Origin of the sequence: Micromonospora vulcania (assembly GCF_042658605.1) — a bacterium.
GTDB classification, from domain to species: domain Bacteria; phylum Actinomycetota; class Actinomycetes; order Mycobacteriales; family Micromonosporaceae; genus Micromonospora; species Micromonospora vulcania.
Genome location: NZ_JBHSQS010000010.1, coordinates 175,140 through 187,998, shown reverse-complemented (window position 1 = coordinate 187,998; position 12,859 = coordinate 175,140). Strand labels below are relative to the sequence as shown.

The window sequence follows — 12,859 nt, the reverse complement described above, 5'->3', positions numbered from 1 at the left end:
CACAGGGGTATCGGCGGTCGGTCGACGGCCGGCACGCTGCTCGACATGCCGCCTCGTCCCCACCTTCCCGACGCCCTGGCCTGGCAGGTCTTCCGCGGCTCCGACGCGGTCCGGCAGCGCCTGATCACCGAGCATCAGCTGCGCAGCACCGCCTGGGTGCGGCTGCGCCACGACATCTACGCCGACGCACGGCTGGATCGGGACCACGCCCTCGCCTGTCGTGCCGTTCTCCTTCGGCTACCACCCGGCGTGGTGGCAGCCGGCCCGTCGGCCGCCTGCCTGCATGGTGTCGAGCACGCCGCAGGCTTCACCGACGACGTACACGTCCTCGTGCCCCGGCCGCTGCGAATCGGCGCGCAGCGCGGCCTCCGCGTGCACGTGGGTGACTTGGATCCACCGCCACCGGCACCGGCGTCTCGCCCGTCGACGTCAGCGGGGTGCCGAATCGAGAAGGCGCTCGGATCTGAGCGCGGGGCGGCAGCCACGGTCGCCGCCGCACCGAGCCGCCGGCCCGGCCATCCGATACCCCGGACCGATCCTGGCCGGGCCGCTTGGGAGACGGCCGTCTGGCTTGAGCCGGTTCGCGCGGTCTCGATCATCGACGCGCTGCTGGGTCGCGGCCTGACCGATCGCGACACGCTGGCCCAGGTGGCCGCCCAGCACGCGGACCGGCCCGGTGGACGGCGGGCACGCTGGCTCTTCAGCATGGCCGACCCGGGTGCCCAGTCCCCACCCGAATCGCAACTGCGAGTGCGGCTGGTGCTCAGTGGGCTGCCACGCCCGGCCGTTCAGTTTCCGGTCCGCCTGCCCAACGCCGTCGTCCTGCATCCCGGCCTGGCCTGGCCGGAATACCGGGTGGCGGTCGAGTGTGACGGGCAGTGGCAGGCCGACGCCGATCAACTGCACCGCGACCGCCGCCAACTGAACCTGCTCGTCGGGGCGGGCTGGCTGGTGCTGCAGGTGACCAACCGACGACTACAGACCGAGTTCCCGGCGGTGCTCCGCGAAGTGCGCGCCGCGCTGGTCGCCCGCGGATGGCGCAGATGAACCCGGTGTCAAGGGACCAGAGTCGATCAATGGTTGAGGACGGCACGGGGCCCGGCCAACCGTGGTCGACCGGGCCCCGAGGGGTTGCGTTACGGCTGGGCGTTCGGCTTGAGCGGGGTCTTCACCGCCGCGTAGGCGTCGACGATTCCGTAGCCGTAGAAGCCGTTGAAGTTGACCCCGCCGGCGCAGTACGCGTCGTAGGTCTCGTCCCGGCCCTCATTGCGATACTGCTGAAGCCGCGGCTCCGGGCAGGCGTGCTCGGCGGCCGTCCGGTACAGGTGCTGCTCGACCAGGTCCGGAGCCATGCCGAAGCCGCCCCGACGCTCCGTCTTGCCGTACCGGCTGACGATCAGCGCGGCGACGCCGGCGGCGTGCGGGGACGCCATCGAGGTGCCCTGGAGATAGGTGTAGTAGCCGCACTCACCGTTGGCCTTGCACTGCTTGAAGACGAGCGTGGCCACCCGCGGGTCGATGTTGCCGTTGGCGTCCACCCGAGGATCCGGGATGGTGGCGGAGATCGGCTCCTCCTGCAGCACCTTCAGGGGATAGGTGGAGAGGATCCGGTTGCCCGGGCTGTTGTAGGTCGGGGTCCCGAAGCCGTCCCGGGCGAAGCCGCCCGGCGCGGCGACCGAGATCTGCTCGGTCCCGTAGTTGGAGAAGTCGGCCTTCTTGCCGGACGGGCCGACCGACGACACGCCGATCACGTGCGGGCCCTCGGTGGGAAGGTCCCAGCAGCTGTTGTTGTCGATCGGCCGGGGGTACGGGTCGGCGCCGTAGTCCGGGCTGCTGGTGTCCGTACGAGGTGCGCCCAGGTCCTCGTTGTTGTTGCCGAGCGCACCGACCAGGGTGACGCCCTTGTTGTGGGCGAAGGTCAGCGCCCGCTTCATCGCCTTGATGATGGCCCGCTGCTCGGCCTGGTCCTCCGGGGAGTCGGCCGGGTTGGCGGTGCAGTTATAGAGCCACGGGTCGACGTAGAACGACATGTTGACCACGTCGATCCCGGTACGGCCGGCGTAGACCAGGGCGTTGACCACCGGGTCGAGGAAGAAGTAGCCGGAGTCCTGGCCACCCTTCAGCTCGACCAACGACACGTTCGGGGCAACGCCGGAGAGGCCGAAGCCGTTGGCTGCGGCGCCGATGGTGCCGGCCACGTGGGTGCCGTGCCCGCCGTCGTCGGTGCCGACCGGGTCGAGGCAGCTCGGCACCTCACACGGGCCGTCCACGTCGGTCAGGTCGGGCGCGAAGTTGCGCGAGAGCGACCAGTTGAAGTTCGGCGCGATGTCCGGGTTGCTGGCGTCGACGCCGGTGTCCAGCACGCCGACGGTCACCCGACGGTCACCCGGCTCGATCTTGCGAGCCCGGTCGGCCCGGACCATCTCCAGACCCCAGAGCTTCTCGTCGAGCGGGTCCAGCTTGGCGCCCTTCTTGGCGGCGGCACCGGCCGCGTTGGCCAGCACCTGCTCCTGCTCGACCCGATCCAGCTTCGGCTTGCGGCCGATGGCCTTCTGCTCGGCGGCGGCGATCAGCGCCGGAGCGGCGGTCGCCCTGGCCGCGAAGTCGGCCCGGTCGCTGCTCACCTGGAACATGCCGACCTCGTCGGAGCGGGCCACCACCGTGCCACCGGCCGCCCGGATCGCGGCGACCGCCGTGTCGGCGGCGACGCCGTCCTCGGCAACCACGGTGAATGTCCGGGCGCTGGTCGGCGCGGCGCTGGCCGGCACACCCAAGCCCGAAGCAGTAAGTGCCAGCACGGCCGCGGTCTTGACGGCACCAGCGGTGAAGCGCTTGCTCACCACATCGAATCCTCTCGTTGAGGGACGTGGCAGCCATCACACAACACCGGGCGAGTTTCCGCCAGATCAACGTCCGTTTTGGAGATGAATCTTGCCCTTCATCCACCCAGGTCGGCGCACAATCCGCGCCCGCTGGCGCGCTACCCGTGCGCATTGGCGCGTTGCGCCGCCCGGACGGACGAAACCGCAGGCACGGCCAGGTCCGCACGCACCGCCGACAGGTCCGCCAGCGCGGCCGACAGGTAGGCCAACGTGGACACCTCGGCATCGGGCACACCTCCGGACGGGCGCGGCAGGCGGTGCCGGTTCAACCACACCGATCGCAGGCCGGCCCGCTGTGGTGCCAGCACGTCGTGCTCCCACGAGTCACCGACGTACACGATCTGCCCGGCTGGCACCCCGGCCGCCTCGACGACCGCCGCGTAGAACTCCGGGGCGGGCTTCTTCGGCAGGCCGTTCTCGTGCGCGTACACCTCGAAGGCGAACTCCCCGGCGAGCCCGCAGCGTTCCGCGCGGCTGTTGCCGTTGGTGGCGAAACCCAGCACGTACCGGTCGCGCAGCGCGGCCAGTGCCGGCGGCACGTCCGGAAACGGCCGGGTCAGCGCGAAGCGCCGGGTGAAGAAGAGTGCGGCGAGTTCGTCCAGGTGGGCGTCCAGCCCGGCGCGGGCCAGTGAACGGGCCAGCGCGGCGCGACGGATCTCGGCCACCGGCGCCGCGCTCAGGTCCCCGAAGACCGCACCCCAGTCCGATTCCAGGTCGGCGAGGGACACCTCGGCTGCAGCCGGCGTGCGCCGCCGCATCTCGGCCAGCACGGCCACCAGTCCACCGGTCACCGCCGGACGCAGGTCGAGCAGGGTCTCGTCGGCGTCGAACACCACGGTGGTCAGCACGTTGCCCACTGTCTCACCGAGCGTCGCCGGCCAACAGGGGCTCGGGCAGGGCGGCGGGCGCCAGCACCGGCGCCGACCCGCGCAGCTCGTCGAGACGGACCAGGGCGACCCCGGCGACGATCAAGGCACCTCCGAACAGCTGCCAGGCAGTGGGCAGTTCGTTCAGGAGCAGCCAGGCGATCAGCACCGCGAAGAGCACCTCGGTCAGCCCCAGGAACGACGAGAGCCGGGGCCCGAGGATGCGGGTGCCAGCAACACCGGCCAGGTACGCGATCACGGCGGCGACCAGGGAGAGCCCGGCGATGGGCAGCAGCCAGGTGGTGCGCTCGCCAGCGAAGGTGACCGCACCGAAGGTGGCCCGCAGCGGCAGCAGACCGGTCAGCCCGACGAGGAGCAGCACGGCCGCGCCGACCGCCATCCCACCGCTGGCCATGGCGACCGAGGGCAGTCGGGGATCGACGCGCCCGGCGAGCACGAAGTAGCCGGCCAGGCCGATCGCGGCACCCAGCCCCCAGAGCAGGCCGAGCGGGTGGAAACTGGCGGTGCCGGTGAGGTCCAACACGAATGCCAGCCCGACCACGGCGGTCACGGCACCGGCCACGGTGAGCCGGCGTGGACGCTGCCCGTGCCGAAGCCACATCCAGCCCACGACGAGGATGATGCCGAGATATTCCAGCAGCACCGCGACGCCGACCGGCACGTGGCGCACGGCGTTGAAGAAGCAGACCTGCGCCAGCGCCACGCCGAGCAGCCCGAACATGCCGATCGCCGACACGTTCTGCCGCAACACGTGCCATTTGCCGCGCATGGCCAACGCGGCGGGGATGGCCAGCACCAGTGCGGCCACGCCGACCCGGGCGACCACCAGGGCCCCGGCCGACCAGCCGGCCTCGATGAGCGACCGAGCGAAGGTGCCCGAGGTGGCGAAGGTGACCGCGGACAGCAGCGCCAATCCGGCACCGGCGGCGGGTCGTGGTTGCATCCTGCGCTCCTCGGGGGCGACCGCGTGTCATGAGCAAACTATCCTTGTGCCCATGACGCTAGGCGGCCGCTGTGACAGGAGTCAAGATGCTTTTCGCTCATGACACCGAGTGTTCGTTGATCGCCGCTGCCGCGCTGGTCAATACCGCAGGTCGGGACGGCGAGCTGCTGCCCGATGTCGCCGCCCTGGACGCGTTCTTCACCAGGCACGGCTACACCGGCCGGCACGAGCGCACCGACGCCGAGTTGCGCGCCGTCCAGGAGCTACGGCCCCGGCTGCGCCGCATCTGGTACGCCGAGCCGGCCGAGATCGTCGCCGTGGTCAACGGCCTACTGCGCGAACACCGGGCGTTGCCGCAGCTCATCGAGCACGACGACGAGCCGTACCACCTGCACGCCGTGCCCCGCGACGCGCCACTGGCCACCCGGATCGCGGTAGAGGCCGCGATGGCGATCGCCGACCTGGTCCGGGCCGGGGAGCTGAGCCGTCTGCGGATCTGCGAGTACCCGGACTGCGCCAACGTGGTGGTCGACCTGTCCCGCAACCGGTCGCGACGGTTCTGTGAGGCCGGCTGCGGCAACCGCGCCGCGGTGACCGCCTATCGCGCCCGCCGGGCCGCCGGCCGATCCTGAGTCGGACCGGCCAGGTCGGCGCCCCGGGTCAGGGGTGGGTCATCCGGAGCAGGTCGAGCGCCTCGTCGAGCTGGGTCTCGCTCAGCTTGCCGGAGGCCACGTGCCCCCGGGCGAGCACCACCTCGCGGATGGAAGTCTGCTTGGCCAGCGCCTCCTTGGCGATCGACGCGGCCTCGTCGTACCCGATGTAGCGGTTCAGCGGGGTGACGATCGACGGCGAGCCCTCGGCGTAGGCCAGACAGACCTCGGCGTCCGCGACCAGGCCGACCAGCAGGCGGTCGGCGAACAGCCGGCTCGCCGCCGCCAGCAGCCGGATCGACTCCAGCAGGTTGCGGCCCATCACCGGGAGCATCACGTTCAGCTCGAAGTCGCCCTGCGAGCCGGCGAAGCCGACCGTCGCGTCGTTGCCGATCACCTGGGCGCAGACCTGCCGCATCGCCTCGGCGACCACGGGGTTGACCTTGCCGGGCATGATCGACGAACCCGGCTGGAGATCGGGGATCCGCAGCTCACGCAGGCCCGCCCGGGGACCGGAGCCCATCCACCGAACATCGTTGGCGATCTTGTAGAGGCCGATCGCCACGGTACGCAACTGCCCCGAGGTCTCCACCAGCGCGTCCCGGGCGCCCTGCGCCTCGAAGTGGTTGCGCGCCTCGGTCAACGGCAGCCCGGTCGACTCGCGCAGCTTGCCGATGACCGCGGCGGCGAAGCCGAGCGGCGTGTTGATCCCGGTGCCGACGGCAGTGCCGCCCAGCGGCAGCTCGGCCAGCCGGGGCAGCGCCCCCTGCAGCCGTTCCACGCCGTAGCGGACCTGGGCCGCGTACCCGCCGAACTCCTGGCCCAGGGTCACCGGGGTGGCGTCCATCAGGTGCGTACGCCCGGCCTTCACCACCGTCTCGAACTCGGCGGCCTTGCCTTCCAGCGCCTCGGCGAGGTGATCGAGCGCCGGCAGCAGGTCCCGGGCCACCGCCTCGGTGGCGGCCAGGTGGATCGAGGACGGGAAGACGTCGTTGCTCGACTGCGAGGCGTTGACGTCGTCGTTCGGGTGCACGTCGCGGCCCAGCTCACGGGTGGCCAGGGTGGAGATCACCTCGTTGGTGTTCATGTTGGACGAGGTGCCCGAGCCGGTCTGGAACACGTCCACCGGGAACTGGTCGTCGTACCCACCGTCGGCCACGTGGGCGGCAGCGGCGGTGATCGCGGCGGCCACGTTCGCGTCGATCACGCCCAACTCGCCGTTGACCTCGGCGGCGGCGCCCTTGATCTGGGCCAGCGCCCGGATCTGGGCCGGCTCGAGACCCCGGCCTGAGATGGGGAAGTTCTGCACGGCACGCTGGGTCTGCGCCCGCCACAGCGCCTCGGCGGGCACCTGGACCTCACCCATCGAGTCGCGTTCGATCCGGTAACCGGTCGTCTCTGGAGTCGTCACGCGTACCATCCTGCCGCGCCCACCGTCGACCCGCAGATGATCCGTCAGCCCAACTCTGCCAGCAGTCGTTCCACCTCGTGCCGCTCCGGTGACTCGACCTGGCGGAACAGGGACAACGCCCGGATCAGATGGGCGCGGGCCGCCACCGGGTCGCAGGCCCGTACGCAGCGGGCGATGCCCTCCAGCGCCCGAGCCTGCTCATAGCGGGCACCCAACCGGGTGGCGTCGGCGAGCACCCGGCGGTGCAGATCGAGGGCGCTGGCGACGTCACCCTGATCGAACATCGCCCAGGCCAGCAGGTTGCGCGAAGCGCACTGCGCCACCAGGTCGCCGACCTCGATCATCGCCACCAGCGCGTCCCGATGCAGGGCTGCGGCTTCTTCCGGCCGCCCGGCGGCCCGCTCCATGACGCCAAGCTCGTTGAGCAACTCACCCTCGTTGGCCCGATGGCCCCGCCGTCGATTGAGGGTCAGCGCGACCCGCAGGATCCGACGGGCGGGGGCCAGGTCACCCATCCGGTGTCTGATCAGGCCGAGATGTCCGATCGCGTTCTCGGTCTGCCGCACGTCCCCGACGTAACGGGCCGTGAGGAGATGCAGCCGGGCATTGCGCAACGCCTCGTCGTACTGACCCCATCTGATCTGCATGTAGCACAGGTTGTGTAGCAGATTGGTCAATGCGTGTGCGTCGTCCAGGCCGCGGATCATGCCGAGTGCCTCGTCGAACCTCGCCCTACTCTGCTCGGCATCACCGTGCGCGGCGTACGTGAGGCCGAGGTTCCACAGCGTGCTGAGCATGGCGCCGCGCAGCCCCAGCCGGCGGCGCAGGTCGAGCGCCACCTCCATCTTCTGGATCGCCTCCGGAAAGCGGGCCAGCCGGAAGTACGCGGAGGAGAGGTAGTTGAGCATCACGGCGATCGCCGCCTCGTCGCCGAGCCGCTCGGCCGCCCGAAGCCCGATCGTGTGGGTCCCGATCAGCTCGTCGAGGTGCCCGCCGTCGAAATTGAACCGCCAGCACGCTCGGGCCAACTGCCAGCACTGCGCCGGGAAACCCTCCTCATCAGCCACCCCGACCAGCGCGGTGAGCACCGTCAGATTTTCCTCGAACCACGCCCGCCCCTCGGCCGCCGGGACGGCCACCAGTTCGGGCCGGCTGGGCGTGCCAGCCGGAATGGTCGGACGACTACCCGCCGCCTCGACCGAGCGGGCAATCGCCGCCGTGACGGCCAGGTGGTGATCCAACAGCCGCTCCAGGGCATCCCGACGCTCTTCCCGGCGGTCCTCGGCATCCAGCAACAGCCGCGCGTAGTCACGGAGCAGGTCGTGCAACCGGTACCGGCCCGCCTCCGCCTCCTCCGCCAGGTGCGCGTCGACCAACTCGTCCAGCAGATCCTGCGTGTCGCTCAGCGGCAACTCCGCGAGAGCCGCAGCCACCCGGCTGTCCAGCCGTCCGCCCGGAAACAGCCCCAGCAGCCGGAACAGCCGTTGCGCCGGGCGCGACACCTGCGCGTACGACAGCGCGAACGCCTGCCCCACCGAGCGCTCCCCGGCGGTCAGCTCGGCCAGTGGGCCAGCCGCGACCAGCCGCTCGGCAAGATCACTGAGCCGCCACTGCGGCCGGTGCGCCAGCCGTGCACCGGCCAACCGGATCGCGAGCGGCAGATGACCACAGCGACGGACAACCTCCACGGCCGCCTCCGGTTCGGCGGCAACCCGGGCGACGCCAGCCAGCCGTCCGAGCATCTCCACCGCCTCGTCGGTGTCGAGCACTGGAAGTGACGACGGTCGTCCGTCGTCCAGCCCGACCAGCCGGCGACGGCTGGTCACCAGAACCAGACAGTGCGAGCCGTTCGGCAACAGCGGCACCACCTGGTCGGCGTCCACCGCGTTGTCCAGCACCACCAGGGCACGCCGACCGGCCAACTCGGTCCTCCACAGCGCCAGCCGGTCCTCCGCACTCACCGGCACCCGCTCCGCCGGTACGCCAAGCTGGCGTAACAGCGTGGCCACAGCCATGGCCGGCGCCAACGGGGCATGCGTGCTGTGCCCGTGCAGGTCGATGAAGAGCTGGGCGTCCGGGTAACGATCGGCGATGGCGGTGGCGACGTGCACGGCGAGGGTCGTCTTGCCACTGCCGGCCATTCCGTCGATCAGATGGATCCGGGTGCCGTCCTCCTCGATCTCCTTGACCAGACGCGCCACCGTCTCCTGCCGGCCGGTGAAATCCCCGATCGCACGCGGCAACGAGCGCACCACGGTGACCGGCCGGGGCTCACGGCCGGTGAGTGCCAGGTCACCGGCGAGCACTCGCTGATGCAACTCCTGCAACTCCGCGCCCGGCTCGATGCCCAACTCATCGGCGTAGAACCGCCGACCCTCCCGATAGACCGCCAATGCCTCGGCCTGTCGACCGACCGAGGAGAAAGCCAGCATCAGCTGTCCGCGCAGCCGATCCCGCAACGGGTGCTGATCAAGACTCTCCGCCAGCTCCTCGATCAACTTCGCGCCCTGCCCGAGGCTCAGCTCGACCTCGACGCACTCCTCCAATACGGTCAATCGCTGCTCATCGAGCACCTGCGCCCGGCGCCGAACACTACGACTGGGGATACCGCCCAGCGCCGGCCCTCGCCACAACGCCAGAGCAGAACGGAACCGCCCACCCGCCTCAGCCAGCCGATTGGCCCTCACCGCAGCCCGCGCAGCCTCCACCCCTTGCGTGAAAATCTCGACATCCAGATCCGTCGACGCGAGACGGACGCCATAACCCACCGGATCCGTCACGATGATCTCCGGAGCCAACCCGAGCTCGGTGAAACGCCGGCGCAGCCGCGACACACACGTCTGCAACTGCGCACGAGCCGTGGCCGGCGGGTGCTCCTCCCACACCGCGTCGACCAACTCCTCGACCGGCACCAACCGACCCGCCCGCAACAACAACATGGCAAGCACGATCCGGTCGCGACCAGCCGTGACCGTGGACTCGCCACCACCGACCCGCAGAGGCCCCAGAATCCCGAACCGCATCCGCTCCCCCGAATCCGTGCCGCACGCCGCAAGACTCATCCGTCAGCCCAACTCAGCCAACAGCCGTTCCACCTCGTGCCGCTCCGGCGATTCCACCTGCCGGAACAGCGACAACGCCCGAACCAGATGCGCGCGGGCCGCGGCGGGGTCGGTAGCCCGAAGGCAGCGGGCGATGCCCTCCAACGCCCGAGCCTGCTCATAGCGGATGCCCAACCGGGTAGCGTCGGCGAGCACCCGACGATGCAGGTCCAACGCGCTGGCCACGTCACCCTGATCCAGCATCGCCCGAGCCAACAGATTGCGCGACGCGCACTGGCCGATTCGATCTCCCATCTCCATCATCGCCACCAGCGCGTCCCGATGCAGGGTTGCGGCTTCTTCCGGCCGCCCGGCGACCCGCTCCATAACGCCGATTTCGTTGAGCACCTCGCCCTCGCCAAATCGGTTGCCTTGGCGGCGTTTCAGGTGGAGCGCGACCCGCAGGATCCGACGGGCGGGGGCCAGGTCACCCATCCGGTGTCGGATCATGCCGAGGTGCCCGATCGCGTTCTCGGTCAGCTGAAAATCGTTCGCCTGGCGGGCCAGCAGGAGGTGCAGCCGGGCGGTCCGCAGTGCCTCGTCGTACCGACCCCAGCTGATCTGCGTCATGCACTGGTTGTTGAGCAGGTTGGCTAGTCCGTACGCGTCGTCCAAGCCGCGGATCATGCCGAATGCCTCGTCGAACCTCGCCATACTCTGCCGGAATTCACCGTGCGCGGAGTACGCGCCGCCGAGGTTCCACAGCGTGCTGAGCACATCGCTTCGCAACCCGAGTCGGCGGCGCAGGTCGAGTGCCACCTCCATCTTCTGGATCACCTCGGGGAAGCGGGCCAGCCGGAAGTACGCCGAGGAGAGGTAGTTGAGCATCACCGCGATCGCCGCCTCGTCGCCGAGCCGCTCCGCAGCCCGAAGCCCGATCGTGTGGGTCTCAACCAACTCATCGAGATGCCCACCGTCGAAGCTCAGCCGCCAGCAGGCTCGGGCCAGTTGCCAGCACTGCGCCAGGAAACCCTCCTCCTCGGCCACTCGGACCAGGGCGGTGAGCACCGACAGACTCTCCTCGAACCACGCCCGCCCCTGAGCCGCCGGGATCGCCACCAAATCCGGCCGGCCGGGCGTGCCAGCCGGAATAGTCCGGCGACTCCCCGGCGACTCAACCGAACGGGCAATCGCCACCGTAACGGACAGTTGGTGATCCAGCAGCCGCTCCAAGGCAGCCCGACGCTCGTCCCGCCGATCCTCGGCATCCAGCAACAGCACCGCAAATTCACGCAGCAGATCGTGCAACCGGTACCGGCCCGCCCCCGCCTCCTCCACCAGGTGCGCGTCGACCAACTCGTCCAGCAGATCCTGCGTTTTGCCCAGCGGCAGCTCCGCGAGGGCCGCTGCCACCCGACTGTCCAGCCGTCCGCCCGGATAGAGACCGAGCAGCCGGAACAGCCGCTGCGCCGGGCGCGACACTTGCGCGTACGACAGCGCGAACGCCTGCCCCACCGAACGCTCCCCGGCGCTCAGCTCGGCCAATGGGCCTGCGGCGACCAACCGCTCGGCGAGGTCACTGACCCGCCAGTGCGGCCGGTGCGCCAGCCGGGCGCCGGCCAACCGGATCGCGAGCGGCAGATGACCACAGCGGCGGACAACCTCCACGGCCGCCGCCGGTTCGGCGGCGACCCGCTCCGCGCCGGCCAGCCGCCCGAGCAGTTCCACCGCCTCGTCCGTGTCGAGCACTGGCAGTGACGACGGCCGTGCGTCGTCCAACCCGACCAGCCTGCGGCGGCTGGTCACCAGAACCAGGCAGTGCGGGCCGTTCGGCAGCAGCGGCACCACCTGGTGCGCGTTCACCGCGTTGTCCAGCACCACCAGGGCACGCCGACCGGCCAACTCGCTCCTCCACAGCGCCAACCGGTCCTCCGAACTCACCGGCACCCGCTCGGCCGGCACACCAAGCTGGCGCAGCAGCGTGGCCGCCGCCGCAGCTGGCCCTAACGGGGCGTGCGTGCTGTGCCCATGCAGGTCGATGAAGAGCTGGGCGTCCGGGTAACGATCGGCGATGGCGGTGGCGACGTGCACGGCGAGGGTCGTCTTGCCACTGCCGGCCATCCCGTCGATCGAATGAATCCGGCCGCCGTCCTCCTCGATCTCCTTGACCAGACGCGCCACCGTGTCCTGCCGCCCGGTGAAATCCTTGATCGCACGAGGCAACGCGCGCACCGCGATGATCGGACCGCGGTCCCGGCCGGCCAGGGCCAGGTCACCGGCGAGCACCCGCTGATGCAACTCCTGCAACTCCGCGCCCGGCTCGATACCCAACTCATCGGCGAAGAAATGCCGGCCCTCCTTGTAGACCATGAGCGCGTCGGCCTGCCTGCCGGCCGACGAGAGGGCGAGCATCAACTGGCCACGTAGCCGCTCCCGCAACGGATGCTGATCAACGCAACCGGCCAGCTCCTCGATCAGCTCCGCCGCACGCCCGAGATGCAGCTCGACCTCGACGCACTCCTCCAACACGCTCAGACGCTGCTCATCGAGCACCTGCGCCCGGCGCCGCACACTACGACTGGGGATACCGCCCAGCGCCGGCCCTCGCCACAGCGCCAGAGCAGAACGGAATCGCTCCCCCGCCTCAGCCAGCCGATTGGCCCTCACCGCAGCCCGTGCAGCCTCGACCCCTTGCGTGAAAATCTCGACATCCAGGTCGGCCGACGCGAGACGGACGCCATAACCCACCGGATCCGTCACGATGATCTCCGGAGCCAACCCGAGTTCGGTGAAACGCCGGCGCAGCCGCGACACACACGTCTGCAACTGCGCACGAGCCGTAGCCGGCGGGTTCTCCTCCCACACCGCGTCGACCAACTCCTCGACCGGCACCAACCGACCCGCCCGCAACAACAACATGGCAAGCACGATCCGGTCGCGACCAGCCGTGACAGTGGACTCGCCACCACCGACCCGCAGAGGCCCCAGAATCCCGAACCGCATCCGCTCCCCCGAATCCGTGCCGCAAGCCCCAAAACTCATCCG

The 12,859-nt window shown here is 70.3% G+C and carries 8 protein-coding genes; 2 read left to right on the top strand and 6 right to left on the bottom strand.

The features are described from left to right. The first annotated feature begins 45 nt into the window (after positions 1–45). Positions 46–1,047, top strand: a complete 1,002-nt coding sequence (locus ACFQGL_RS18730; protein ID WP_377513461.1) for a hypothetical protein — start codon at positions 46–48, stop codon at positions 1,045–1,047. A gap of 89 nt (positions 1,048–1,136) precedes the next feature. Here ACFQGL_RS18730 and ACFQGL_RS18725 read toward each other — a convergent pair whose 3' ends face one another. The 3 genes from ACFQGL_RS18725 to ACFQGL_RS18715 all read right to left on the bottom strand — a co-directional run bounded on the left by ACFQGL_RS18725 (position 1,137) and on the right by ACFQGL_RS18715 (position 4,712). Then, a complete protein-coding gene (locus ACFQGL_RS18725; protein WP_377513460.1) occupies positions 1,137–2,840 on the bottom strand; it encodes a S8 family serine peptidase in 1,704 nt (567 codons plus the stop codon). 140 nt (positions 2,841–2,980) lie between these two features. Beyond that, positions 2,981–3,730, bottom strand: a complete 750-nt coding sequence (locus tag ACFQGL_RS18720) for an HAD family hydrolase (protein WP_377513459.1) — start codon at positions 3,728–3,730, stop codon at positions 2,981–2,983. A 13-nt stretch (positions 3,731–3,743) separates the two neighbouring features. After that, the gene (locus tag ACFQGL_RS18715; protein WP_377513458.1) at positions 3,744–4,712 is read right to left on the bottom strand and encodes an EamA family transporter; all 969 of its coding nucleotides are present in this window, start codon (positions 4,710–4,712) and stop codon (positions 3,744–3,746) included. A gap of 86 nt (positions 4,713–4,798) precedes the next feature. Here ACFQGL_RS18715 and ACFQGL_RS18710 point away from each other — a divergent pair, with 86 nt between their 5' ends. Then, entirely contained in the window at positions 4,799–5,344 is a 546-nt protein-coding gene (locus tag ACFQGL_RS18710) for a CGNR zinc finger domain-containing protein (protein ID WP_377513457.1), read from the top strand. 28 nt (positions 5,345–5,372) lie between these two features. On the opposite strand, the gene ACFQGL_RS18705 is transcribed toward ACFQGL_RS18710, so the two are convergent. Genes ACFQGL_RS18705 through ACFQGL_RS18695 form a run of 3 tightly spaced genes read right to left on the bottom strand, consistent with a single transcriptional unit; the run spans position 5,373 to position 12,817 of the window. Beyond that, positions 5,373–6,782, bottom strand: coding sequence for a class II fumarate hydratase (locus tag ACFQGL_RS18705; RefSeq protein ID WP_377513456.1), 1,410 nt, complete (start codon positions 6,780–6,782; stop codon positions 5,373–5,375). 35 nt (positions 6,783–6,817) lie between these two features. After that, positions 6,818–9,796, bottom strand: a complete 2,979-nt coding sequence (locus ACFQGL_RS18700) for an AfsR/SARP family transcriptional regulator (protein WP_377513455.1) — start codon at positions 9,794–9,796, stop codon at positions 6,818–6,820. A 42-nt stretch (positions 9,797–9,838) separates the two neighbouring features. Continuing rightward, positions 9,839–12,817, bottom strand: a complete 2,979-nt coding sequence (locus ACFQGL_RS18695; protein WP_377513453.1) for an AfsR/SARP family transcriptional regulator — start codon at positions 12,815–12,817, stop codon at positions 9,839–9,841. Between the last annotated feature and the right edge of the window lie 42 nt (positions 12,818–12,859).

Coding starts and splice junctions, on each gene's coding strand:
- ACFQGL_RS18730 (WP_377513461.1), top strand. CDS start 46: ATGCCGCCTCGTCCCCACCTTCCCGACGCCCTGGCCTGGCAGGTCTTC.
- ACFQGL_RS18715 (WP_377513458.1), bottom strand. CDS start 4,712: ATGCAACCACGACCCGCCGCCGGTGCCGGATTGGCGCTGCTGTCCGCG.
- ACFQGL_RS18710 (WP_377513457.1), top strand. CDS start 4,799: ATGCTTTTCGCTCATGACACCGAGTGTTCGTTGATCGCCGCTGCCGCG.
- ACFQGL_RS18705 (WP_377513456.1), bottom strand. CDS start 6,782: ATGGTACGCGTGACGACTCCAGAGACGACCGGTTACCGGATCGAACGC.
- ACFQGL_RS18700 (WP_377513455.1), bottom strand. CDS start 9,796: ATGCGGTTCGGGATTCTGGGGCCTCTGCGGGTCGGTGGTGGCGAGTCC.
- ACFQGL_RS18695 (WP_377513453.1), bottom strand. CDS start 12,817: ATGCGGTTCGGGATTCTGGGGCCTCTGCGGGTCGGTGGTGGCGAGTCC.